This window comes from Hymenobacter psoromatis, assembly GCA_001596155.1.
In the GTDB taxonomy this organism is placed as follows: domain Bacteria; phylum Bacteroidota; class Bacteroidia; order Cytophagales; family Hymenobacteraceae; genus Hymenobacter.
This window is the reverse complement of the sequence record CP014771.1, coordinates 412306-437671: the sequence shown is the minus strand read 5'-3', so window position 1 is coordinate 437671 and position 25366 is coordinate 412306. Positions and strand designations below refer to the sequence as shown.

The following is a 25366-nucleotide window of genomic DNA, read 5'->3' as shown; positions in this document are numbered from 1 at the left end:
AAGGACAACCAGCCAAAAAGAACGTCATTGTTATGGAAAACTCTCCCAAAATCGCCCTCATTACCGGGGCCAACCGGGGCCTGGGCCTCGAAATTGCCCGCCAGCTCGGCCAGCGCCACTACACAGTGCTGCTGGGGGCGCGCCACGAAGCCGCCGGCCGGGCCGCCGCCGCCCTGTTGGTGAGCGAAGGGCTGCGGGCCCACTACCTGCCGCTCGATATTACGCTGCCTGACAGCGTGGCCCAGGCCGCCGCCACGGTCGAGCGCGACTACGGCCGGCTCGATGTGCTGGTCAACAACGCGGTGTACTTTGCCCGCGAAAATCAGAACCCCTCGCAAATTTCCCCCGACCTGCTGCACCATTACCTGTAGGACTTACGCACTTGGTGGTAACTTGAGAAAAAGCCTAGCCCAATGGTGACGCAAGCAACCTACATCGAGTACCTGCTCAGTACGCCCCGCAATTATACGTGCACGCACCTTGCCGAGCACTTGCCGCAGGTGAGCCACGACCAAGTGAACCGGTTTTTGCGCCGCAGCTCGTTCTCACCCACGCAGTTGCGGGAGTTGGTGCTACCCTTGTTGAGTGACTCGCCCGAGGCCTTTTTGTTCGTCGACGACAGTGTGCAGGACAAGCGCTACAGCCGTTTTATCGAGGTGGCCAAGCGCCAGTACTCCGGCGCCGCCCACGGCTTGGTGACCGGCATCTGCTTGGTCAACCTGGTGCACAGCAGTGGGGAGGCCGGTGATTTTCTGCCCCTGGACTACCGCGTGTACGCCCCGCAGCAGGATGCGCTGAGCAAGAACGAGCATTTCCAGGCCATGTTCGCCCACGTGGTGGCCGAAGACAAAATCCAGGCCCGCACCCTCTTGTTCGATGCCTGGTACAGCGGCAGCGAGAACCTGAAGCGCATTCACCGCGCCGGTTGGACGTTTTTCACGACCCTGAAAAGCAACCGGTTGGTGAGTGCGAACAAGGAGACGGGCTATCAAGCCCTGGACGCAGTGGACCCGCCGCCGGGCGGGTGGAGCACGGGGTTGGAAGTGCGCTTAAAGCAGGTGCCGTTTGCGGTGCGTTTGTTCAAGCTGGTCGCCGCCAACGGCGACATTGAATGGGTCGTGACCAATAACTTCGCCTTCACCCTGACCCAGCAACTCGTCGAAGTCACGACCCGCACGCGCTGGCAGGTGGAAGAGTTTCACCGCAGCTTCAAGCAGCTCACCGGGGCTGAAAAATGCCAGTGCCGCCGTGCCCAGGCCCAGCGCAACCACTTGGCTTGTTGCTACCTGGCCTGGGTGTCCTTGCGCCAGTTTGCCCGCCAAACCGCCCAAACCCTGTACCAAGCCCATCAGCAGCAGTGGGCTCCTTATCTGCGCCAGTTGCTAGCCAAACCCCTCATTCCAGCGCTAATACCGACGAGTGCGTAAGTCCTAACCTGAATACCAATTTTGTGGCCCAGGTGGCCGTTACGCAGGTGTGCCTGCCGCTACTGCACCGGAGCGCGGCCGGCCGCATCGTGAATATGTCCAGCTCCATTGGCTCGTTTGCCACGATGGGCGAAACCCTGCACACGACTCCCCGCCTGGCGGCGGCCACGCCCCTGGGCTACTCGGCCTCGAAGGCGGCCCTTAACATGTTTACTACCCTGCTGGCCAAAGAGCTGCGGCTCACCAACATCAAGGTGAATAGTGCTGACCCCGGCCGCACCCAGACCGACATGGGCGGCCCCGACGCGCCCAACACCGTCGAGTACGGGGCCAAAGTGGCCGTGTGGCTGGCCTGCCTGGATGAAGACGGGCCGACGGGCGGCTTCTTTGCCTACCAGAAGGCCAACAATTGGTAGCCAAACGCTGGGCTCTGGCAAATGCTGGCGCGGGTTTAACGCAGCGTACTCGCGCCAGCCGCGTGCTAAGCCGTAGTCGCCGCGCGCCCCGGCTTGCTGGGCAATGTGTGCCACTCGTGCTCGATACCCGTCATCAGCAAGGCATTATCAAACTTAACCGAGCCTTTAGCAAATTGGCTTTCATCCTCGAAAAAGCTGGATGTTACCGCGCTCACGGTCAGGGGCTGCACCCGCCAGGCATACGTAGCCAGCCGCAGCCCGTCAAACTGCGCGCCGTTGGGCGAGTAGCCGACCGAGCCTTTCTCCAGAAAATCGGAGACGTTTTCCAACGTGCCGAAAATAGAATCGGGGGCGAAGACCGGGGCAGCTTGCGCGTCAATAGCAAGGTGGGTGCCGTCGGAGCTGGTAAAATCTGCGTGGTAATCTTTTCCGGTTTCAACCACGTTGAATTTGGCCAAAAAATGCTTGCTTGAGAATAGCCGCCCGCCTACCCAGGCATTCAGCTGCGAAGAGGTGTCGCGCCGCGGCACGTACACGCCTTCCCGCACCTGGCCGCCCTCGTCCCACTCCACGGCAATGCGGTGAGCGCCGTTTTCAGACGCTACCCCCACGAAATCGGGCCAGTCTTTGGGCTTGATGTGTTGGAGGCGAATCAGGCAAATGCCCACCACGGCCCGCCCCCGGTAGAGCTTGGGGCGAAACGGCGCGGGCACCAGCCGGGCCACGTCGGCCGGGTCGGCGGTGAAGTTGATAAGGATGCGCCGGTCGATAATACCATGCAACGTCGGAATTTTCATGACAGCGGGGCAGGTGAAGCTGTAGCAGCTAGTAAGACGGGCCTTTTAGGCGAATGCTTTAACTAATACTTCCCTTTGCATACTTGCTGGCGCAAGTATGTTTTCAGCTTATTAGCCACCTGGTTGTTTTGTTGCGCGGCGCTGCACTAAAGCGTCAGGAATAGGAAATTGGAATCAGAGCGCAAGCAGCCCCCATCTATACGCACTTCTAGCAATTGCCCCAAAAGTGACGATACTATATGAAATACCATAACCGATAATAAGCTGCGCTGGATACCCATTAATTAGCCATAACACTAATACGAATGTCATAACGACGGCCACTCCACACGCCAACAAGGGTATCACTAACGCAGCTAGCCAGCCTATGCACTTCACAAATAAAGCGTTGGCAATGAACACTATGTATGCTAACCCAAGTGTAAGTTCAATAAAGAAGAAGCTTTCGTCGCCTTTACTATGCGAATATGCCGTAAAATTCACTGACCAATAGATAGTCAGCATTAGCATAGCCACCAAATAGGCCGCGTTAATCAGCAAAAATCTAAAGTACCTCATCGGCTACTGGCTACTTGCGATGGCAGGGCGACCAGCGCCGCCCGCACCTGCGCCACGCGCTCCGCCACGCTGCCATCGAGCAAAACATATGGAATGCCCAGCATCTCCAGCTGCATCAGAATGGCACCGTGCTGAAACTGGCGCAGCGCCTCGGGGCCGCGCCAGCCGTCCTGGGCGAAGGGCACCGTGGGCAGGCACACGAAGGTGCGGGCGTAGCGCGCCCGGCACACCGCGGCCAGCGCTCGCAAGGCCGGCTCGCAGCGGTGAAAATAGTAGTAGGAATACAGCGCCGTGGTAGTTGCGTTGGTATCGCAGACGAGCCAGCCGCGGGCGTGGGGCGTGGCGGCATCTTCCAGCTCCAGTTGGCGGCGGCCGATGTAGAGCAGGTCCTCGTAGGTGAGCGCGCCGTTTTTTTGCTCGTGCAGGATGCGGCCGTATTCGGGCACCCACGCGGTATCCAGTGCCTCGGCCAGCGCCTGGCAGAGGGTTGTTTTGCCGCTGCTTTCAGCCCCCAGCAGCACCAGGCGCGGCACGGGGGTAGGCGGCACCGCGCCGTATTGCGCTGCAATAAACGGGTGAATCAGGGCCAGGGGGCCGGTGGCAAAGGGGGAGTTTTGGGCCAGGGCGGCGCGCAGCCGGGTCCCGCTGATGGGCACGCGCTGGCGCGGCTCATCCACCAGCACGTGGGCGGCCCCCAGGTGCTCGGCAAAGCCGGTGCCGTAGGCTTCGCTGCTGAAAACCACGTCGATGCGGTAGCCCTGGCGGGCCAGCCACTGGCGCACGAATTCGCGGTGGGTGTGGTCGTCGGCCGCGTCGGGGAGCACGCCGTCGGCCTCGGCGGTGAGGGCGATGATGCGCAGGGGGGTAGGGCCCACGCGCGGGCCCTGGGCAAAATCATCGCCGCGATATAGCTCGCGCAGCCAGGCGGCGCGGGCCGGAGCCGGGTGCCGGGCATCGTCGGGATTGGCATACACGAGCACCAGCAGCTCGGCGACTTGGGCGGCGGCGGTTTCGAGCAGCAGCTGGTGGCCCCGGTGCGGCGGCCAGAATTTGCCTACCACGAGGCCAAGGAGAGCTTTCATACGAAAAATATCGGGCGGTAAATGTGGGGTAAGCTTTAGCTTGGCGTTTTATATGGGGGCCGGCTGGTGGCGCTCCGTGCGCGTTAATCAACGGCAAGCTAAAGCTTACCGCACGTTTGCTGCCCGGCAGCGCGGGTGCTGGGGCTGAGGTAAAGCATGGCCCCGCGCTATGGCAGCAGGCGGGCCAGGGCGGCGGCCTCGGCTTCGAGCCCTTCGGCCTGGGCGCGCAGCAGGTGGTAGCGGGCGGCGGCCTCGGCATCGAGGGCGGCGGCGGCTTCGGCCTGGCGGCGCAGCAGCCAGGCGTGAGCGCGGGCAGCGCGGGCGGGCGGGTCGGCGGGGTCGGGCGGGGCGGCCAGCAGGGCGGGCAGGGCCTGCTGCCAGCGGCGGGCCTGGGCCAGCGGGGCCGCCTGGGCGGCCAGCGCCCGCCGCAGCCGGGTGGCGTGGTGCCGACAATAATCCAGGCGGGCGAGCAGGGCCGCGGGCGCGGGAGCCGCGGCGGGCGGGTCGGCCTCGGCCGGGGCCGGGCCGGCGGCGGCAGCCCCGGCCAGCGGCACCAGCCGCCGCAGCACGGCCCCGGTCATGGCGCGCCGCCCGGCCTCCAGGTGCCCCACCTGGGCCGGCTGAATGCCCAGCCAAGCGGCCAGCGCGGCCTGGCTCAGGCCAAAGTAGCGGCGCACCTGCGCCAGTGGCGAAGTAGAGAGTTTAGCATGACGACCCATGACGTATTTAAGTGTAGGTTATTTTTTTGGCTGTAAAAATAACCTACACAGTTGGTAGGTTATTTTTACAGCTGCGAAAATAGCCTACCAATTTTATAATTTGGCGTGTGGGCGCTGAATAAAAAGACCGTCATGCTTCCGTGAGCTTAGTAGGATTGTCTTTTTATTCGCTAGCGCGGTCTCCAGGTTTATGTACCCGCGGGCTGCCGGCAAAAAAGCCGGCCGCTTGCCCCGGTTAAGCGATACCTCAGCCTGAGAGCTGCGCTAACGTTATGCAGCTAATAGCGACGCGACTTGCAGAGGCCGCGCTACATCCCTGGGTGCTTGGGTGCAGGCACCAGTTAACCTCAGAAGTAGGGTGCGGGGCTTGCCCCCGCCCGTCGTTGAACGACTCGTAAGGCATTCGTTCAACGACGGGCGGGGGCAAGCCCCGCACCCTACTTCTGAAGATTTATCCGTAGGGCTTACGCACCCTGTGCGAAATCTTCTTTGCGTAAGCCCTGCTGCGGACGCTCTTTATTGGCTGGCTATCTCGTCCCTCCGCAGCTCGCGGCGCAGCAGGCGCAGCAGCTGGTAGCGCTGGCGGGCGGCGTCGTAGCGCAGGCCGATGCCGGTGCCGGTGCTGGGCCAGGCGGCCAGGGCGGGGGTAGGGCTGCCGGCGCCCAGCGGCCGGCCCTGGCCGTCGAAGAGCCACACCTGGCCCGGCAGCGGCTCGGTGAGGGCCAGGACCTGGTGCGTCACGCCAAAGTCGAACCACTGCACCGACTTCTCGCCCGAAGTCACGAACTGCCGGCTCAGCAGCGGGGCCACGCTGCCGGGGCTGAACACGTCGAGCTGGCCGCCATCCTGGCGCACCACCACAAACGAGCCCGCCCTACCCCCCGCCTCCGGCACCAATCGGAACGTGGCCGTGCGGCTCCAGGTAGCCACCCGGCGGCGGGCCGTGATGTCGCCGCTGAGCGTGATGGTGAGCAATTCGCCGTGCTGGTTCACGAGGCGCAGCACGCTGCGGGCCAGCGTGGGGCCGGCCGTGGCCAGCAGCGGGCCGGCGAGGTGCGCGCCGGCGCTCACCGGGAAGCCAGGATAGCGCCCGCCGGCCTGGTCGAAGGCATAGACGTAGCCGTTGCGCAGGGCGGCCACCACCACGTCGCGGCCGCCCACGGTCAGCAGCACGGGCGGGCCGGCCAGCGGGGCTTCGAGGTGGCGGGGCCAGCCGGGGTAGCGGCGGCCGTTAGTGTCGAAGAGCAATAAATCCTGGTGGGCGGTGGCCACCACCAGGCGGGGCGAGGTGCCGGCCGCCACGTAGGCCACCGTCACCGAATCGGGCAGGTTGAGGGGAAAGCCGGGCACTTGCTCGCCGTTGGCGGGGTCCAGCCAGTGAATATTATGCGCCGTGGCCAGCAGCAGGCGGCCCCGCGCCAGGCGCGGCCCCAGGCCCACCACGGGGCCGGGCAGGCTATCGGCCCAGGGCTGGGCGGCGGGGCCGGCGGGCAGCAGGTGCAGCACGCCCAGTGAGTCGGTCACCACCACCGGGCCGGTGGCATTGCCCTCGACGGCACTGGCGAGGGCCGGCAGCAGCAGGGGCCGGCCCGCCAGCGCCGAGCGAAAGCGGGTGCCCGCCCCGCTGGCCGCCACCGAGTCGAGGGCCGGACCCTGGCCGGGGCGACGCAGCAGCAGCTGGGCAAAATACTGGCTACCGGGCCGGCCTTCCTCGGCGGCGGCATCGGGGGGCAGGAGCTGCCAGGCCACCTGCGGGAAGCGCTGAAACAGGCTCTCATTGCGCAGCAGGCCAGCGCGGCGGTCTTCGGCCAGGTAGCCGAGCAGCGCGTTCCAGCCCTGGCGCACATCGGCCAGCACGGTGAGGCGCGCCTGGGGCAGGGTTTGCTGCAACAGTGCCACCTGGGCCGCCGAGCGGCTCCACACCTGCCCCGCAGCCACCTCGCCCAGGTAGCGGCGCAAGCTGATTTCGTCGCTTATCACCAAATAATTCCCTACTAAAGCTGTGCATAACACCGAGCTGCCCGCCGCCGACACGCCCGCCGCCAGCGGCCCCAGCAGCCGCGCCGCCTCAAAGCCCGCCGCCTGCACCTCATAATTCCCTACCCGGCTAAACGCCGGCGACGCTCCGCCCAGCCGCCGCAGCCGGGCCAGCCAGCGGCCGGTGGCCGCCACGCGCTGGCAGCGCGCCACCAGCACCTGGGCCGGCACCACGCCGGGCGCGGGCGTGGTGAGGTACACCAGCGCCGCGCCCGGCACCAAGCCGGCGCGCAGGCTGTCGAGGGCCGGGCCGTAGGCGACGGGGCGGCGGGCGGCGGCTGAGTCGGTGGCCGGCGGGGGGGTAGGCGGCAGCTGGCCGGCCACCGCCAGCACCAGGCTGGCGTGCAGGGGCAGCACGTCGGCCAGGGGGCGCAGGAGCTGGGCGGGCTGGCCGCGCAGCTGCTGCTGCCACGAGTTGGCGGCGGTTTCGGGGTTGGCGAAGCCGGAGAAGGCCAGCTGGCCGGGGCTGAACTTGAGGCCCACCAGGCCGTCGTGGGCCAGGGCCAGCACCTGGTCGAGCTGGGCGTGGGTGCCGGGCTGAAAGAGCACGTCGAGCAGAGCCGGCACCCGCCGGAAATTCACCAGCACGGTGGCATCCACGTCGGGCAGGCGCAGCAGGTCGGTGGCCCCGAAGCCGGCGCGCACGGTGGGCGCATCGGGGTGGCCCAGGCGGCGCACCACGGCTTCCACCAGCGCGGAATTCGTACTAAAAATCAGATGATTGCGGTAGTTGAGCACCGTGAGGCGGCCGCCAGCGCGGGCAGCCAGCTCGTCCAGCTCATGGCCTTCGTAATCGCGGGTGCTGAGCATGTAGCGCGGGTCGCGGGCCAGCGTTTCAAGAAAGCCCCGCGCCTGGCGGTACTCGCGCACGCTCGCCAGCGGAATCTGAAAAAGCAGGTCAAACTGCCCCGGCCCGGTGAGGTGCAGCGAGGTCAGCACCAGCTTTTTACCCAGCAGCCCCAGCAAGCCGCGGGGCCGCCCGCCCGCGGGGGCCACCACGGGCCGGCCGCCGTTGTCGAGGCTGTCAGCCAGGGCCAGCTGCCCTGCTACCTGCTGGTAGTACCGCACGCCGGTGAGGTTGTCCCACACGCCGGCCTCCTGCAGGTGCTGCACCAGGGCGGGGTGGTCGTGGGTGGCCAGCACCAGCACCGCATCGTCGGGCACCAGGGCGTAGGCATCGACGGGCACGGCGGCCAGCGTGCGGCGATAATAAACGTAGGTGGCCAGCGAAAGCACGAAAAACGCGGCCACCAGCAGGGCCAGAAGCTTGCGGGACATGGGGGCAAAAGTAGCCCGGCCGGCCGCTTAGCGTTCGCTGGGCAATCGAGGGTAAGCCCCAAAGGCTACTCTCAGTGCCCGAATTTTAGCGTGGCCTTCACCGTATCGCCGGTGAGTGAGGTGGTGGGCATCAACTGCACCAGCGTGTCTTGGGTGGTGCCCGGTGCGGAACGGGTAAAATGCGCCACTGGCAGAACACCAGGAGTTCGGTAAAAATCCTGCGGCGCAGTCATCGCAAAGGGTACTGACTGATAAATAGTTACCAGGCGATGTTGGTTATCGGCCGGCCCACCGGACGCGATGAAATATTTCTGAGCGAAATAGAAATTCTGATAGCCAGTGGTCAGCGTATTCACCTGCACCTGCCACACGCGCCGGGGCGACGGGCGAAAATCAAAGACATTAGTTCGGCCAAGTACCAGCTCTCGGGTAGCCTGCGAAGGGTGGCTACCCCCGCCAGTTATGGATACGGAGTCGGAAAAATCCAGACGCGTTTGCTGAAAAGGATAATACGCTCCTAGCTGACCGCAGTCAATGGCATAAAAAAGTCCTTTGCTATTCGTGAAGCTGAGTTCGTATTGGCCCTGCGCGTCGGTTAGGACGGTATCTGACAGGCTTTGATAGTTTTTGAGAGTACCTATAGCCGATACGATAGCCATGCGCACTCCCGGCAGCGGCCGGCCGGTTCGCAGGTTAGTGACGGTTCCCTTCGCCACCGTGAATTGTCCCTCAGGCACTTTGTTAGGGCAGCCACCCATCGAAACCAGGCTAAATAAGGCGACGGCGAGTAGCGGAAGGCGTAAAGGAGGCCGCATATACTATAATTAAATGAGTGAGCAAAAATAGGAGCCGTTCGCCCCGCCCAACGGTTGCATTCGCCCCTACGTCCCGTTATTTGGCAAAAACTGCCCCTACCCCCGCCTTTATGCCCGACGCCCTACCCCCCTCCTCTCCCAATACCGACGCGCCGCATTTCAAGCGCGCCCTCACCCTGTTCGATTCCGTGATGCTCGTCACGGGCTCCATGATTGGCTCGGGCATCTTCCTCGTCTCGGCCGATATCAGCCGGCAGGTGGGCTCGGCGGGCTGGCTGCTGGTAGTGTGGCTGCTTACGGGCCTCATCACAATGGCCGGCGCCATCAGCTACGGCGAGCTGGCGGCCATGTTCCCCAAGGTGGGCGGGCAATACGTATACCTGCGCGAAGCCTTCGGCCGGCTGGTGGCGTTTTTGTACGGCTGGACACTGTTTCTGGTGATTCAGACCGGCGTTATCGCGGCCGTGGCGGTGGCCTTCGCCAAGTTCACGGGCGTGCTTCGGCCTTGGTTTTCGGTAAAAAACATACTTTTTGATACGTACATCGGCAGCTGGCATTTCGAATTTTCGACTGTGCAGCTACTCGCCATTACCCTCATCGTCGCCATCACGGCCGTGAACGCGCGCGGCGTGCAGGCGGGCAAGCTCATCCAAAACGTGCTCAGCTCCACCAAGCTGGTGGCGCTGGCGCTGCTCATCATCTTTGGCCTGCTGCTGGGGCTGAACGCCGCGGCGGTGCAGGCCAATTTTCACGACCTCTGGCACGCCACGCGCTCGCCCGCGCCGGGCGTCGGCGGCGCGGTGCTGCCGCTGAGCGCGGGCGGCTTGGTCATCGGCATCGGCATGGCCATGACCGGCTCGCTGTTTTCCTCCGATTCGTGGAATAACATCGGCTTCGCGGGCGAAGAAATCCAGAACCCCGAGCGCACGCTGGTGCGCAGCATGGCCCTGGGCACGGCCATCGTCACGGTGCTGTATATTTTGATAAACGTGGTGTACCTGCTGGTCCTCCCCCTGCACGGCGCGCCCGAGGCGGCCACGCTGGCCGGCCGCGGCATCCAATATGCCACCGACGACCGCGTGGCCACGGCGGTGGCCGAGTCAGTAATGGGCCGGGCCGGGGCCTACGTGCTGGCCGTGCTCATCATGCTCAGCACCTTCGGGGCCAACAACGGCATCATCCTGAGCGGGGCGCGGGCGTATTTCGCGATGGCGAAGGACGGGCTGTTTTTTCCCTCGCTGGCCCGCCTGAATCGGGCCGGCGTGCCGGGCCGGGCGCTGTGGGTGCAGTGCCTCTGGGCTTGCCTGCTCTGCCTGAGCGGCAGCTACGGGCAGCTACTCAACTACGTCATGTTTTCGGTTATCCTGTTCTACCTCATCACGATAATCGGGATTTTCGTGCTGCGCCGCACCCGGCCCGACGCGCCCCGCCCCTACCGCGCCTGGGGCTACCCCCTGCTGCCGGGCCTCTACGTGGTGCTGGCCTCGGCCTTCTGCGTCATCCTGCTCATCGCGCCCGACACGGCCGAATACTCGCGCTACGGCCTAGGCCTGGTGGCGCTGGGCCTGCCAGTGTATTTTCTGTTTGGGCGGAAGATGGGCGGGGCGTAGGGCAAGAATAGCCCCCAAAAAAGGTCCGGCTTCCTAGTGTAGCCGGACCTTTTTTATTGCTTAATCTGCTTTTAGAAAGCTTATTATACTCGTTGCGAATTGATTTGCGAAAAAAGTAGTAGGGTGCGGGGCTTGCCCCCGCCCGTCGGTCGCACCGTTTCAACGATTTTAGCAACGACGGGCGGGGACAAGCCCCGCACCCTACTTCGCGATGAGTATAGAGACATTCGAGCAAAGCGAATGTCGTTGCCAGTTTGCCGAGGAATCTCGCGCAGTCGTTCGGGCCTCGTTCAACGACGCGGGCGAGATTCCTCGGCAAGCTCGGAATGACGTTCTTATCAATTGCTCATTACTCATTGCTTACTCCCTACCCCCCACCGGCAGCGTGAAGTGAAATGCGCTGCCGCTGCCCAGCTCGCTTTCCACCCATAGTCGGCCGCCCTGCGTGGTGATAAATTCGCGGGCGATGCTCAGGCCCAGGCCCGAGCCGCCGGTGTAGCCGGCCTTGTCGGGCAGCTGCGCGAAGCGCTGGAAAATCTTGTCGTGGTGCTCGGCCGCGATGCCAGGGCCGCGGTCCTGCACCGTCACCTGCACGAACTTGCCGGCGCGGGCGGCCCGCACCGCGATGCTTTCGCCGGCCGGCGAGTAGCGGATAGCATTGGCCAGCAGGTTGATAAGCACCCAGGTCGTCTTCTCCACGTCGGCGCGCACGGGTGGCAGGTCGGGGGGTAGGGCGGTTTGCAGGGTGAGCTGCTTATTAGCTAGCTGGGCCTGCACGGTGGACTCAGCAAAGCGCACCACGTCAGCGAGTTGGGTGGGCGCGAAGTTGAGCTGAATACCCTGGCCCGAATCGAGGCGCGACACGTCGAGCAACTCGCTCACCAGGCGCTGGAGGCGTTGCGTTTCGCGCTGAATGCCCACCGTAATATCCTGGCGCTCCGCCTCCGGCAAGTTGTCTTTTTGTAATACCTTGAGACTAAGATTGATGCTGGAGAGCGGGGTTTTAAGCTCGTGCGACACGGTGGCTAGAAAATTCGATTTCACTTGGTCGAGTTTCTTGAAATCCGACACGTTGCGCAGCGTTAGCAGCTGGCCTACGAACTCGGTTTTGTCGCTGGCCTCGTTGAAGGAAACCAGGTCCTGCACCGCCAGCCGGTAAAAGGCTTCCTCGCCGCGCTGCGTGATGGTGAGCAACGGCGCTTCGGCCCCGGCCTGTTCGCGGTTGGGCGCATCAAGCGGCTTAATCAGGGTTTGAAACAAGTCGTTTTCGAGGCGCACGAGGCTGGCCGGGCGACCCACCAGTTTTTCGGGGGGTAGGCCCAGCAGCTCGCACATCACGGGGTTGGCCAGCAGCACGCGGCGGCTTTCATCAAGCACCAGCAGGCCCTCGTCGAGGGTATTGATGATGCTGGAGGCGCGGTTGCGGGCCGTCAGCAATTCCGCCGCCGTGGAGCTGCGAAATTCGCGCAACTCGCTCAGCATCTTGTTAAAAGCCTGCGCCACTTCCCCAAACTCATCGTTGCTTTCCTGCGGAATGGTGGCCGCGAAGTTGCGGGCCGTGGCGTGGCTCAGGGCGGCGCGCAGCTTGCGCAGGGGCTGCACCGCCGCCTCGGGCACGCTCGCCACGAAGCCCAGGCCCAGCAGCGCCGCCACCGTAATAAAGAGGATGAGGTTGCGGTTGGCCTGCTCGGCGTAGTGATTAGCCAGGGTATTTTTGCGGGTGAGAGCCGCTGTATTCATATTCATCATGCGCAGGGTTTGGGCGCGCAAGGGTTGCCAGGCGGGGGGTAGGGCGCGGGCATCGCGGCTCAGCGCCTGTTCGTAGGCGGCCAGGTTTTGGGTGAGGCTGTCCACCAGTTCGCGCTCGCCGGGCTCGGTGATGTTGCCGGCCTCCCGCGTCAGGCCCTGCCGCAGCTGCCGCAGGCTGGGGGCACCGCCCGGCTCGTCGCGCAGCGCATCCAGCCCGTGCAGCATCTGCTGCCCCAAATCCACGGAGTATAGATTGTCCTTCAGAATGTTACGCGATTTCAAATCGAGCTGCCGCACCGTATAAAAGGCGTAGCTGCCAATGCTGAGCAGCAGCAGCAGCATGGCCACGAAGCCGAGGGTAATTTTGGTCTTGAGAGTCATGGGATTGGGGGCTATGTTCTGTCCGTCATTGCGAGCAACGCGAAGCAATCGCACCCGCACGATGGACGAACGACCGGCGTGGGTATCGTTCGAGTGCGATTGCTTCGCGTTGCTCGCAATGACCAGCGATTTTTATATCATTCATTTTTAATAAGTTACCAAATACACATCCAAATCACCCCCGTCACTAGCCACGGCGCGCAGCAGGTCGTTGGTGATGCCGCGGCAGCTCAGACGCTCCCACTGGCTTTTTTCGCGGGTGATGCCGCACACGAGCAGCGTCGCGCCCTTTTCCTGCGCCACCCGCCGGATGGCCGCCACCACGTCGTCGTCCTTCACCCGCAGAATCTGCCCGCCCAGCTCCACCGCCAGTTGCAGGTTGCGAAGCAGATGCCGCTGCGTGGCCAGCCCGATGCGGTCGGCGCTTTCGCGGCCGGTTTGCACATACAATACGTACCAGGCGGCGGCCGAAAAGCGGTCGGCCAGGCGCGAGGTTTTGCGAATTATCTCCTTGGCGGCCTCGTCGTTGGAGTTGATGCAGGCCAGCAGGCGGTCGTCGTTGCGGCGGGGGGTAGCGATGGCCGGCGCGCCGCCGGCATCACTTTCCACCTGCCGGCCCAGCAGCTGCGCCACCTCGCGCACGGCCAGCCGCCGCAGCTGCAACAGGTTTTCCGACTGAAAGAAATTGGCCAGCGCGGTGGGCACTTTGGCCGGGTCATATATTTTGCCTTCCTCCAGGCGGGCGCGCAGCTCGCCCACGGTCAGGTCCACGTTCACCACCTCGTCGGCCTCGCGCATCAATTGGTCCGGGATGCGCTCGGTCACGTCGGTGCCGGTTATTTTCAGCACCTGGTCGTGCAGGCTTTCCAGGTGCTGCACGTTCACGGCGGTTATCACCGAAATGCCGCTTTTCACCAGCTCCTCCACGTCCTGCCAGCGCTTCTCATGGCGCGAGCCAGGCACGTTGGAATGGGCCAACTCGTCCACAATCACCACCTGCGGGCGGCGCTTTTCAATGGCATCGAGGTCCATTTCCTCCACCGCGTGGCCCTTGTAAAACACCTGTTTGCGGGGCAGCAGCGGCACATCGCGCAGCTGCGCCACGGTGCCGGCCCGGCCGTGGGTTTCCACGTAGCCGAGCAGCACGTCCACACCGTTGGCGTGCAGGTCGTGGGCCTCTTGCAGCAGGCGGTAGGTTTTGCCTACCCCCGCGGCCAGGCCCAGGTAAATCTTGAGCGTGCCGCGCCGCTTGTCCCGCACCAGGCGCAGGAACCGCTCAGCGGATTGGTCGCGCAGGTCGGTTTCGGCGGTGGACATGGCAGGGAAATAATAAGCTGGTAGCTTGGGAATAGTCGCTTTTGCTTTTAAGTAGCGGGGCCTCTGAACCAGGTTTTGCACCTCCTGGCAGGCAGTGCCAAAAGGCACTTTAACTACCGCGTCGCTTTAAATCCGCGCCGGCCTGAGCGGCGGCAGGTCAGAACGTGAGGCCGAGCAGCGTCGTCACGGCCGCGTCGGTACGCTTGGGGGTTTTATCGCGGATGTACGCGTCGTGCTGGTCGATAAATTCCTTGAACTCGGCCCGCAGAATGACGCGGGGCACGGGCAGATAGTCGAAGCCCAGCGAGTAGCCGGTGGTGTTCAGGCCGCCCGCGCGGGTGGGGGCCAGCACGCCGCTGGGGTCATGGTAATACTCCACGCGGCCCACCAGGCCGGCCCGCGCCCACAGGCGGCGGCGCGCGATGAGCGAGCCACCCTGCCAGTTGTCATAACCACCCCGGCCATCGAGCTTTTCCTGCCAGCCAGTGTCGAAGGCCCCGGCTATTTTCCACTTTGGCGTGGGGTCATACGTAACGTAGAAGTCGTGGAAATAGCGCAGGCGCACGCCCAGCGAGTCGGGCACGTTGCGGCCTTCGCCAATGAAGGTGCTCGAATTGAACAAAAGCTTGGGGGTAGGCCGAAACTGCACCTGCGTGCCCACCGCCTCATTCTGGTTGCGGTCGCGGATAACCTGCCAGCCATTGATGGTCAGCACCGAAAACAGCCACTTCTTGCCCGCGTCGTAAGTAAGCTTGGCCCCCGTCTCGTAATAGGGCGAGTTTTCGGCCATAATGGAGCGGGTCAGCGTGAGGTCGTCGCGCGAGTTGGGGCCTTCCAGGCCAATGTGAGAAAGGAAGATTCCGGCATCGAGCCAGAGGTTTTTGGCCACCCGCACGCCGCCCCAGGCCTCGTAGATGTTCTTGAAAATGGCCGGCTCAGCGGCGTAGTTGGCATCGGGGTAGGTGCCGGTCTGGATGGCAAAAGTGCCCCGGATGCGGTCGCTGTTGTAGCGTGCTCCCAGCAGGGCAATGTTGATGGCAATCTGGTTATGCAGGTTTTCCGAGTAAATGAAGCTGGGCCGGGTGAGGCTGGCGGGATTATTAAAATCGTAGCCGTAGTACACGCCCACGTAGCCAAAAAACTCGGGCTTGGGGTCGGCCAGCCGGGCCGTGTCGGCGGCCGCGGCGGCCGTAGTCGCGGCCGCCGTGGCCGTGGGGGCAGCGGGCGGCGCGGTAGTGGTGGTAGTAGTTGGCGCGGACGCGGGCGTGGTTTGGGCGCGGGCCAGGCCGGGTAGCAGGCCCGCACTCAACAGCAGGGAAGAGAAGTGTACTGAATGGCGCATAGGTGCGTCGTGAAAGGGTGGTATAGCATGGCCCCCTGGCGGGCGGCCTCACTAAAGAATTAGTCGCGGGTAAGCTGAAGCTCGGGCCGCTCGGGCGTGAGCAGCGGAATGTTTTCGATGGTGAGCGAGGAGTTATCCAGCCCAAAGCTTTCCTGCTGGCTGGAACCCAGCCAGCGCAACACGCCCGAGAGGCGGGCCACCAGTCGCTGCCAGCCGCTGAGCGACTGCGCATAGGGCAGGGTGCGATTGAGGATAACAAACTGAAAGTCACCTACCATATCCTGACCCCGCAGCGAGTCGTAGCGCGAAGTGATGTCGATTTCCTTGTTCTTCACCAGGTCAGTCACCACCTGGCGGAACATGTAATTAATGGCGTGGTCAACCCGGAAGCCCAGCCGGAACTCGATGCGCACCAGGTCGTCGGCGAGCACGGTGGTGGCGTGGTAGGTCTTAGTGTAGGGCTCGTCGGTAGTGACGACGTGGATGAGGTAGTAGATGTCGGCCCGCTTGGGGCTTTTGCGGAAGATGCTGTGAATGATGCCGTTCTCGACCAGTTTGGGGTCTTCCGAATCGGTGAGGTACACGAGGTGGGTAGCAAACTTGGGCACCGACTCATCGGCACTGAGCTTGGTGAGCAGAGACAGCCAGTCGGCCAGCGGCACGTATTTGGCCAGGTCGTTGCGCAGGCGGCGGCCCTGAATCCAGCTCACCATAACCAGCAGCAGCAGCAGCCCCAGCAGCACGCTGATGTAGCCGCCTTCGGGAAATTTGCGCAGGTTGGCAATCAAAAATGAGCCTTCCACGGTGAAATATGTCAGCAGCAGCAGCCCAATCCAGACGATGCCCACCCGGCGCAGGCGCAGGTAGTAGGCCAGCAGCACCGTGGTCATGAGCATGGTCACGGTCACGGCCAGGCCGAAAGCCGCTTCCATGCGGCTGCTTTCGCGGAAGTGCAGCACCACGCCCACGCAGCCAGCGCAGAGAATCCAGTTGAGCGAAGGCACGTAGGCTTGTCCGCGCAATTCGGTGGGGTAGGACACCTTCACCTTGGGCCAGAAGTTGAGCCGCAGCGCCTCAATAATGAGCGTGTACGAGCCCGAAATCAGGGCCTGCGAGGCAATGATGGTGGCCAGCGTGCACAGCCCAATGGCCGGTAACAGGCCCCACTGCGGTATCATTTCAAAGAACAGGTTGCGCGCGCCCAGGGGCACGCCCTGATGCTGGAGCAGCCACGCCCCCTGCCCCAGGTAGTTGAGCAGCAGGCAGGTTTTAACAAAAGTCCACGACACGTAGATGTTGCGCCGGCCCACGTGGCCCATGTCGGCGTAGAGCGCTTCGGCCCCGGTGCTGCACAGAAAAATGCTGCCCAGCAGCCAGAACGCGCCCGGCAGCCGGGTTATCATGTGCACCGCGTAGTACGGGTTCAGGGCCCGCAAAATGCTCGGCTCCCGCACCAGAAACCGGATTCCCAGCACGGCCAGCATCGAAAAAAAAATCACCATAACCGGCCCAAACAGCTTACCAATAATGGCGGTGCCAAACTGCTGAAACGCAAACAAGCCCACCAGAATAACCAACACGATGGGCACCGTATTGAGGTCGGGCTTTATCATTTGCAGCCCCTCAATGGCTGAGGCCACCGAAATGGGCGGCGTAATGAGGCTATCGGCTAGCAGCGCCGCCGCCCCGATGATGGCCGGCAGATAGAGCCACTTCAGCTTGAGCCGCCGCAGCAGGGCGTAGAGCGACAGGATGCCGCCCTCGCCGTGGTTGTCGGCCTTCATGGCAATGAAGACGTACTTGAACGTGGTGAGCAGCGTGAGCGTCCAGATAATGGCCGATACGGTACCCAGCACCACTTCCTCCGTCACGGGCCGGTGCACAAACACGCCGCGCACGGTGTAGAGGGGCGAGGTGCCGATGTCGCCGTACACGATGCCCAGGGCAATGAGCGAGCCCGCGGCCGTAATGCGGGTGTGGAGGGTGCCGTGGCCCGTTGGCTCGGGCGTGGGCGCAATGGGAGTCGAAACGAGTGGCTGCATAAGGCAAAAAAACGGGGCCCGGTCCCTGCCAAGCCGGGTTGCGTTACGGTGGCTAGAGGCGGAAGTTTACCGCGAATATCAGCCGGTCTTCGTAGTCGCGCAGGTCAGGCTGGTACGAGGCCGGGATAACCTGATCGGCATAGCCGCTGGGCGAGGTCGTGCCGCCCGGCCCGGCAAAGTAGGGCACGTTGGCCGAGCGGTGCAGGTATTCAACCCGAAACGTTACGTAGTCGGACGGCATGATATCGAACGTAGCGGTAATCTCCTTGGCCCGCAGGTTTTTAGGGTCGGTGCGGGTAAAGGCGTTAGTGCCGTCGCCCCCGAGCACGGCCGGCGTAAAGCTGAGGTAGCGCGAGGGGTTATTCACGAAACCCATGCGGGTAGTCAGCGCCATCTTGTTCTTGGCAAACCAGATGCGGTTGGCGAATGAGGAACCCACCATGTAGTTGTCCTTCATCTTCACGTCGTTGCCATACTGGTCGGTGCCGCTCTGGAAGCCAAAATGCGTATTCAGGCTAAAAGCCGCCTGCGTAATGCCGCGCAGCGGGCCTTTCTTGTCTTTGTGGTAGTAGCGGGCCACGATGGAATTATCGTGGTGAAACCGCTGCACGTGCGGGTAGCTGGCCCTACCCACCGACAGCGAGTCGGTACCGGGCCGCGAGTCGTTGCCGTAGTAGAAGTTGGCCACCAGCTGCAGGTTCTCGTTGGGCCGGTAGTAGTTCGAGTTGCCCAGGGCGGGGCGGTTATTGAAGGTGTTGTAGGTCTGCCAGCCGTTCATCACCCACAGCTCGGTTTTGAATTTTTTGCTGGGGTAAAACTGCGCCCGCGCGCCCTGAAAATAGAACGGCGTGAAGTCGCAGACCAGCGAGCGCTGGTAGCTCCAGTTTTCCTGGGTCACGTAGCTTTCCAGGCCAATGTAGCTCATGAAAATGCCCATTTCCAGGTTCAGGCCGTAGGCCACGTTGAAGTGGTAGCCCGCCGCCGCCTCGCGGATGTACTTGAGGTTGTTGGTCGTGATGCCGGTGTTGGTGTTCAGCCCATTGGCCCCGATGGTAGTGCCCGTGTTGCGCCCGCGCAGCACCGAGCCGTCGGTTTCCTGAATCACGTTCAGCATGGAGCCGGTTTGCAGCCACAAGCGTCCGATGATGTTTTTGTAGTTCGACTCGATGCCCACGCTGGCCAGCGCCACCGAAAACTCGTTGGCACGGCCCGTCACGGCCGAAATAGTCTGGGTATGGTCAAGGGGCCGCGCAAAGTTGTAGTTGTAGTAACTATCGAGAAAAAACGTGGCCGTAAGCACGGTTTCGCCGTCCTTGTCCTTGAATTGCAGCGGGAAATACTGCTGGCGGTTCTGGCCGTTCACCCAGCTCAGGTCCATGCCGTCGAAGGGAATTTTGGCCGTGGCCGTGTCGGCCTTGGTAGCCGGGTTCTGGGCGGTGGCCGTTTCGGTGGTTTGCGCCAGCACCGGAGTTCCGGCCGCCAGCAGCAAAAGAGTCAGGGAAATATTTTTCACTTGCGGAAAATTGAGCGGTAACGGGTGGGTAGCAGGGGTAGGCCGCGTACAGTGTGGGATACCGTGGATATCTTAAAAAACAGTAGTGGGACAGCCGAAGTCTAGCGCCCTTTCAGCGCATCCAGGGCCAGGTTTAGGGCCAGCACGTTTACCTTATCGGGACCTAAAATTCCCGGCGTAGTATGCTGCTGCACTAGGCCGCGCACCTGCGCTGGGGCCAGGCCGCGGGCCTTGGCCACGCGGGGCACCTGCACCAGCACGCCCTGCGGCGAGAGGTCGGGGTCGAGGCCCGAGCCACTGGCCGTGAGCAGCTCAGCGGGCACGTCGGCGCGGTTTACGCCGGGGTTTTTCAACAAAAACGTGTCGAGCCGGGCCTGCACTACTTTCAGATAATCGGGGTTACTAGGCCCCTTGTTCGAGCCGCCCGAGCCGTCGGCGTGGTAGCTGACCGCCGAGGGCCGCGAGCTGAAATACTCGGGCTTGTCGAAGCGCTGGCCCACGTTGGCGAAGCCCACGAGGCGGCCGTTCTGGCGCACTTGCACGCCCTCGCCCCGGCCGGGTGCCAGCTGCGCGGCGGCCCACACCAGGGCCGGGTAAATACCGCAGCACAGCACCATAAGCACAAGGGTCAAGCGCAGGGCGGGGAGGAATTGGGATTTCATTGTTTTATCTACCGAGCGGTAAGTTTGATTTATGATTGAGGCTCCAATTTTGAATAATCAACTGGTAACCGTGATGGTAGCGCAGACCACTTTTGCTGTTCTGATAATGCCTGGTCAGCAGTACCGCATTGATTATATAGAAAAGGAAGAAGCGTATTTAAAGCCTGGGATGCGGGGGGAATTCAGCCACTGCTTGGAACACCCGCTGCTATTGGGTTACAATAGCCGTTCGGCTACCGTGTATATCAATTCGCGGCCACAAGACCCTGAAGGTCTTTTCATTGAAATTCGAGAGCAAATCCAAGCTAGTTTTCATGGTTGGCGCGATTGGCGTTACGTGCTATTTGGAAAAAGAGAACCCGGTGAAAAGCTGCTCCGAAAGAACATACTTGATGGGTCTGGAATGCTGCTGGAAACTGCGCCTGTTATAGTTGCAAAGGCTATTATTGCCGCTTGTGCCAAATATGGCGCATCTGCTTATTGCATCGGTGGCATTGATGACTTGCCATCGGTTACCCCAGCATTTCACCTGCTTCTAATTGGCAAAGGCTACGTCATTGCAAAGGATTTTCGCTTCGTAAAGCTCTGAGATTTATAAAAACATGCCTACTATCAGGTCAATAATCTTGATACCGATAAAGGGCACTATTACCCCGCCGAGGCCATAAATGAGCAGGTTGCGGCGCAGCAGCGCCGACGCGCCCACGGCCTGGTAGGCCACCCCCTTGAGCGCCAGTGGCACCAGCGCCGGAATAATGAGGGCGTTGAAAATCACGGCCGAAAGAATGGCCGACTGCGGCGACTTCAGCCCCATCACATTGAGCGCGCCCAGGGCCGGAATGGCGACCATGAACAAGGCCGGCACGATGGCAAAGTACTTGGCCACGTCGTTGGCGATGGAGAAGGTAGTGAGCGTGCCGCGCGTCATGAGCAGCTGCTTACCAATTTCCACTACCTCAATGAGTTTGGTGGGGTCGTTGTCGAGGTCCACCATGTTGCCGGCCTCCTTGGCGGCCTGGGTGCCGGAGTTCATCGCTACCCCCACGTCGGCCTGGGCCAGGGCGGGGGCGTCGTTGGTGCCGTCGCCCATCATGGCCACCAGCTTACCGGCCTGCTGCTCGGCGCGGATGTACTTCATCTTGTCCTCCGGCTTGGCCTCGGCGATGTAGTCGTCCACGCCGGCTTTTTCGGCGATAAACTTGGCCGTGAGGGGGTTGTCGCCGGTCACCATTACGGTTTTGATGCCCATGCGGCGCAGGCGCTCAAAGCGCTCCTGGATGCCGGGCTTGATGATATCCTGCAACTCGACTACCCCCAGAATGCGGTCGTTCTGGCTCACCACCAGCGGTGTGCCGCCGTTGTTAGCCACCGCGGCCACCTGCTGGGTCGTCTCGCTCGGAAACTCCTGGCTGGCGGCGTTGGCCAGGATGCGAATGGCATCGGAAGCGCCTTTGCGGATGCGCACGCCGTCGGCCAGGGTGACGCCGCTGCTGCGGGTTTCGGCCGTGAACTTGATGGCCTCGCTACCCTGGGCGCGCTGCTGAAGGTCGGACGAGTCCTGGCGGCGCACCTGCTGGGCCAGCTCCACAATGCTCTTGCCCTCGGGCGTTTCGTCGTGCAACGAGCTGAGGGTAGCGGCTTCCACTAGCTCGCGCTCCGTCACGCCGGGCGCGGGCCAGAAGTGGGTCGCCTTGCGGTTACCGATGGTAATGGTGCCCGTTTTATCGAGCAGCAACACGTCAATGTCGCCGGCCGTTTCCACGGCTTTGCCGCTCTTGGTGATGACGTTGGCCCGCAGGGCGCGGTCCATGCCCGCAATGCCGATGGCCGAGAGCAGCCCGCCGATAGTGGTCGGAATCAGACACACGAACAGCGCGATAAACGAGGCCACCGCGATGGGCGTATTCGCATAGCGCGAAAATGGCTCCAGCGTGACGCAGACAATCACGAACACCAGCGTAAAGCCGGCCAGCAGAATCGTGAGGGCAATTTCGTTGGGCGTTTTCTGGCGCGACGCGCCTTCCACGAGCGCAATCATCTTATCCAGAAACGACTCGCCGGGAGCCGTAGTCACCAGCACCACGATGCGGTCGGAGAGCACCATCGTGCCACCCGTGACCGACGACTTATCGCCGCCCGACTCGCGGATAACCGGGGCCGACTCGCCGGTAATGGCCGACTCATCAATGGTGGCCAGGCCCTCGATAATCTCGCCATCGGTGGGGATAATCTCGCCGGCTTCCACCACGAACACCTGGCCTTTTTGCAGTTGCGCCGAGTTAACGCTCGTGAATGAGCCGTCGGGCTGGCGCACCTTGGCGGGCGTGTCCTGGCGGGTTTTGCGCAGCGAATCGGCCTGGGCTTTGCCCCGCGCCTCGGCAATAGCCTCGGCGAAGTTGGCAAATAACAAGGTCATAAACAACACGATAAATACCGTAAGGTTGTAGCCGAAGCTACCCTGCGCGGCATCGGGCTTGATGAGCAGGCCGACGGTGAGAATAAACATTACCACCGTGCCGATTTCCACGGTGAACATCACCGGGTTGCGGAACATGACGCGCGGGTCGAGCTTCACGAAAGCCTGTTTGGTGGCTTCGGCAACGAGCGCGGGTTGGAAGAGGGATTGGGATTGAGTTACCATTTTAGGGTAGGAAGTCGCCCTCCACGTTCACCTCACCCCCCGGCCCCCTCTCCTGTGGAGAGGGGGAGCCACGGCGGCGCAGCATACAGTAAGAGTGCAGAACTTTTGGATAAGTAATCGTCAGGCTCCCCCTCTCCGCAGGAGAGGGGGCCGGGGGGTGAGGTAAGCCGGCCGCGCCGCTAGTACAGCGTGAAGTGCTCGGCCAGTGGGCCCAGCGCCAGGGCCGGGAAGAAAGCCAGCGCGGCGATAATCCAAATCACGAAAAAGACCATGATGCCGAAGGTGCCCGTGTCGGTGCGCAGGGTGCCGGCGCTTTCAGGGATGTATTTTTTGCGGGCCAGCAGGCCGGCAATGGCCACCGGGCCGATGATGGGTAGGAAGCGCGAGAGTAGCAGCACCACGCCGGTCGAGATGTTCCACCAGGGCGTGTTATCGCCGAGGCCCTCGAAGCCCGAGCCGTTGTTGGCGGCCGAGGAGGTGTACTCGTAGAGCATTTCGGAGAAACCGTGGTAGCCGGGGTTGTTCAGCCAGGCGGCGTACTCGGTGGGATTGCCGGCGTAGAGGTGGGTAGCCAGCGCCGTGCCAGCCAGTATCAGCAGCGGGTGCAATAGGGCCACGATAATGGCAATTTTCATCTCGCGGGCCTCAATCTTCTTGCCCAGAAACTCGGGCGTGCGCCCCACCATCAGCCCCGAGATAAACACGGCGATGATGACGAACACGAAGAAGTTGAGAAAGCCGACCCCTACCCCCCCGTAAAAGGCGTTAGTCATCATGCCCAGCAGCTCGCACATGCCCGAAATAGGCATGTGGGAGTCGTGCATCGAATTGACCGAGCCGCACGAAATAATGGTGTTGGTGATGCCCCAGTAGGCCGAGGCCGGCGCGCCCAGGCGAATTTCCTTGCCCTCCATCGCGCCCAGCTGCTGGTTGGCCCCCAGGTGCGCGATGGCGGGGTTGCCGTGCATTTCATAATAGACCGTGGGGGCCAGCAGCAACAAAAAGCCGACGGTCATCACCCCAAATACCATGTAGGCGAGCCGGGGCCGCCGGATGTAGTAGCCAAAGGCAAAAACCATCACTATCGGAATCAGCACCAGCGCGAAATTCTCCACCATATTGGTGAGGTAGGTGGGGTTTTCGAGCGGGTGGGCCGAGTTGGCCCCGAAGTAGCCGCCCCCGTTGGTGCCCAGCTCTTTAATGGCAATCATGGCGGCGGCCGGGCCGCGGCTCACGGCCGTGCTGTCGCCCTGCACGGTGACGAGGGCCGCTTTGCCCTGCATGGTCATGGGCGAGCCCTGGAACACCAGGACCAGCGCCAAGAGGAACGAAATCGGCAGCAGCACCCGCGTGATGCTGCGCACGAAGTAGTTGTAAAAATTGCCGAGCTTTTCGGTGCTGCCTTCTTTCAGGGCGTTGAAAACGACCACGCAAGCGGCCATGCCGGTGGCGGCCGACACGAATTGCAGGAACATGATGCAGAAAATCTGCGAGAGGTACGACAGGCCCGACTCGCCCGAATAGTGCTGCAAGTTGCAGTTTACCAGAAACGAGATGGCCGTGTTAAACGCCAGGTCGGGCGTCATGCTCGGGTTGTGGTCGGGGTTGAGGGGTAGGCTGCCCTGCGTGCAGAGCACCAGCATGGCAAATAGAAACCATACCAGGTTGATGGCCAGCAGCGCCAGCATGTGTTGCTGCCAGGTCATCTCGCGCTCGGGCCGCACCCCGCCGAGGCGGTAGAGCAGCCGCTCCAGCGGCAGCAGGAAGTCGGACCAGCTTTTGTCGCCCCGGTAGATAGCGGCCAGGTAGCGGCCGAGCGGCACGGCCAGCAGCACCGTTGCGCCGTAGATGACGAGGATGCCGAGTAGTTCTTTATTCATGGAATTGATTGTTACTTGTTGACTGCCACTCGTTGACTGCTATCCGGTAAGCCAGATAAAATAGTATCAATCAGTAAGTTGCAATCAACAATCAGCCTTAAAATTTCTCCGGCTTCAGCAGCACGTAGCACAGGTAGCCAAACGTGGCGAGGGAGAGCAGCAGCAGGGCAAGCATCATGGCAGCAGCGGGGGGGGGTAGGGCTAGATATTGTCGAAAAAGTCAACCGACTTGTAGCAGAGCCAGAGAAGGCCAATACCAGCAGAAGCAAGCAGCGGGGCAAGAAGGGCAGCAGACATGGCAGCAGGAAAATGAATGGTGAATGGATGTGCCCTTCCCTTGGCAAACCCCGACCCAGGCAGCGAAACCGGGCTCTAATACCAAGCAACTACCTGATTATCATGAATAATATTTTTTAAAAAACCATGTAGGCTCCGGGCAGCCTGTGAGCAGGCACTAGCGTTTTGCTAGGGCGCTTTGTAAAACGCTAGCCTAGCGCAGCCTCAGCAGGCCTGCCAACAGCAAGGCGGCAGCCGGGCCATGCAGGGAGGGGTAGCACTTCGCCCAGCTGTTTTTTTGACAGACACTTGCACTTTTATCCCCCGCGCTGTCGCATCCGGCACGGCCGCGCCTGGCTAGCGTTTTACTAGGATGACGTGCAAAGTGCTAGGGTACTCACCGGCTGCCAGGGCCGCTGCGATGGTGCCAGGCGGGTTTTGCGCCGATTGGCCCCACACTGGCAGGGCGTACGCAGCCCCTCCCCTAGCCGGGGCCTCCTGTGCTATGTCCGATTTACTTACCGAAATCACTCACGCCGCCAAGGCATACTACGCTCAGACCAACGACTTTCCCCTCACGGCAACCGACTTCTACGACTGGCTGGGGGCGCTGCCCGCCGCCCGGCAAGCCGATGTGGTGGCGCGCGGCTTCATCACCAGCCAGGCGGAGCCCGACTTTCTGCGCTACTGCCTCGAATGCCGGGGCTACGCCATGCGCTCCTTCATGGCCGAGAGCCTCTCGAACGACGCCTACGCGCTGTGGGCCGCCCACGGCGAGTTCAACGGCGACCTGCCAGCGCACGCCGTGCAGCGGTAGCCAGTGG

21 protein-coding genes are annotated in these 25366 nt (G+C 62.5%); 6 read left to right on the top strand and 15 right to left on the bottom strand.

Annotation, left to right across the window (positions count from 1 at the left end; genetic code table 11):
- Positions 1-32 precede the first annotated feature (32 nt).
- The 3 genes from A0257_01990 to A0257_01980 all read left to right on the top strand — a co-directional run bounded on the left by A0257_01990 (position 33) and on the right by A0257_01980 (position 1843).
- A complete protein-coding gene (locus A0257_01990) occupies positions 33-371 on the top strand; it encodes a hypothetical protein (protein AMR25990.1) in 339 nt (112 codons plus the stop codon).
- Positions 372-527: 156 nt separating this feature from the next.
- Positions 528-1427, top strand: coding sequence for a transposase (locus A0257_01985; GenBank protein ID AMR29580.1), 900 nt, complete (start codon positions 528-530; stop codon positions 1425-1427).
- A gap of 23 nt (positions 1428-1450) precedes the next feature.
- Positions 1451-1843: a hypothetical protein gene (locus A0257_01980; protein ID AMR25989.1), complete on the top strand. Its 393-nt coding sequence runs from the start codon at positions 1451-1453 to the stop codon at positions 1841-1843.
- 65 nt (positions 1844-1908) lie between these two features.
- Here A0257_01980 and A0257_01975 read toward each other — a convergent pair whose 3' ends face one another.
- The 6 genes from A0257_01975 to A0257_01950 all read right to left on the bottom strand — a co-directional run bounded on the left by A0257_01975 (position 1909) and on the right by A0257_01950 (position 9072).
- Positions 1909-2640, bottom strand: a complete 732-nt coding sequence (locus A0257_01975; protein AMR25988.1) for a hypothetical protein — start codon at positions 2638-2640, stop codon at positions 1909-1911.
- A 174-nt stretch (positions 2641-2814) separates the two neighbouring features.
- A complete protein-coding gene (locus A0257_01970; protein AMR25987.1) occupies positions 2815-3180 on the bottom strand; it encodes a hypothetical protein in 366 nt (121 codons plus the stop codon).
- A 14-nt stretch (positions 3181-3194) separates the two neighbouring features.
- On the bottom strand, positions 3195-4280 hold the full coding sequence (locus A0257_01965) for a hypothetical protein (protein AMR25986.1): 1086 nt from the start codon (positions 4278-4280) through the stop codon (positions 3195-3197).
- 167 nt (positions 4281-4447) lie between these two features.
- Complete coding sequence (locus A0257_01960; protein ID AMR25985.1) at positions 4448-4957, bottom strand: hypothetical protein; 510 nt, start codon at positions 4955-4957, stop codon at positions 4448-4450.
- Positions 4958-5515: 558 nt separating this feature from the next.
- Positions 5516-8314 (bottom strand): hypothetical protein, encoded by a 2799-nt coding sequence (locus tag A0257_01955; GenBank protein AMR25984.1) that lies wholly within the window; start codon positions 8312-8314, stop codon positions 5516-5518.
- 71 nt (positions 8315-8385) lie between these two features.
- Positions 8386-9072, bottom strand: a complete 687-nt coding sequence (locus A0257_01950; GenBank protein AMR25983.1) for a hypothetical protein — start codon at positions 9070-9072, stop codon at positions 8386-8388.
- A gap of 167 nt (positions 9073-9239) precedes the next feature.
- On the opposite strand from A0257_01950, the gene A0257_01945 reads away from it, so the two are divergent.
- Positions 9240-10739: an amino acid transporter gene (locus A0257_01945; GenBank protein ID AMR25982.1), complete on the top strand. Its 1500-nt coding sequence runs from the start codon at positions 9240-9242 to the stop codon at positions 10737-10739.
- A 360-nt stretch (positions 10740-11099) separates the two neighbouring features.
- On the opposite strand, the gene A0257_01940 is transcribed toward A0257_01945, so the two are convergent.
- The 6 genes from A0257_01940 to A0257_01915 form a co-directional block, all read right to left on the bottom strand.
- A complete protein-coding gene (locus tag A0257_01940; GenBank protein ID AMR25981.1) occupies positions 11100-12869 on the bottom strand; it encodes a hypothetical protein in 1770 nt (589 codons plus the stop codon).
- A gap of 147 nt (positions 12870-13016) precedes the next feature.
- Complete coding sequence (locus tag A0257_01935; protein AMR25980.1) at positions 13017-14186, bottom strand: hypothetical protein; 1170 nt, start codon at positions 14184-14186, stop codon at positions 13017-13019.
- A 157-nt stretch (positions 14187-14343) separates the two neighbouring features.
- A complete protein-coding gene (locus A0257_01930) occupies positions 14344-15495 on the bottom strand; it encodes a hypothetical protein (protein AMR25979.1) in 1152 nt (383 codons plus the stop codon).
- 92 nt (positions 15496-15587) lie between these two features.
- Positions 15588-17570, bottom strand: coding sequence for a potassium transporter Kup (locus A0257_01925; GenBank protein AMR25978.1), 1983 nt, complete (start codon positions 17568-17570; stop codon positions 15588-15590).
- Between the two features lie 52 nt (positions 17571-17622).
- Positions 17623-19083: a hypothetical protein gene (locus tag A0257_01920; GenBank protein ID AMR25977.1), complete on the bottom strand. Its 1461-nt coding sequence runs from the start codon at positions 19081-19083 to the stop codon at positions 17623-17625.
- Positions 19084-19184: 101 nt separating this feature from the next.
- Complete coding sequence (locus A0257_01915) at positions 19185-19745, bottom strand: potassium-transporting ATPase subunit C (protein ID AMR25976.1); 561 nt, start codon at positions 19743-19745, stop codon at positions 19185-19187.
- A 31-nt stretch (positions 19746-19776) separates the two neighbouring features.
- Between A0257_01915 and A0257_01910 the strand changes: the two genes are divergently transcribed.
- Positions 19777-20334, top strand: a complete 558-nt coding sequence (locus tag A0257_01910) for a hypothetical protein (GenBank protein AMR25975.1) — start codon at positions 19777-19779, stop codon at positions 20332-20334.
- A gap of 3 nt (positions 20335-20337) precedes the next feature.
- Here A0257_01910 and A0257_01905 read toward each other — a convergent pair whose 3' ends face one another.
- From A0257_01905 to A0257_01895, 3 genes are all read right to left on the bottom strand, one after another.
- Positions 20338-22386 (bottom strand): potassium transporter KtrB, encoded by a 2049-nt coding sequence (locus A0257_01905; GenBank protein AMR25974.1) that lies wholly within the window; start codon positions 22384-22386, stop codon positions 20338-20340.
- Between the two features lie 179 nt (positions 22387-22565).
- Positions 22566-24266 carry a potassium-transporting ATPase subunit KdpA gene (locus A0257_01900; GenBank protein AMR25973.1) on the bottom strand — a complete coding sequence of 567 codons (1701 nt, stop codon included), beginning with the start codon at positions 24264-24266 and terminating at the stop codon, positions 22566-22568.
- Between the two features lie 97 nt (positions 24267-24363).
- A complete protein-coding gene (locus A0257_01895) occupies positions 24364-24444 on the bottom strand; it encodes an ATPase (protein AMR25972.1) in 81 nt (26 codons plus the stop codon).
- A gap of 603 nt (positions 24445-25047) precedes the next feature.
- On the opposite strand from A0257_01895, the gene A0257_01890 reads away from it, so the two are divergent.
- Positions 25048-25359 carry a hypothetical protein gene (locus A0257_01890; GenBank protein AMR25971.1) on the top strand — a complete coding sequence of 104 codons (312 nt, stop codon included), beginning with the start codon at positions 25048-25050 and terminating at the stop codon, positions 25357-25359.
- Positions 25360-25366: the final 7 nt, after the last annotated feature.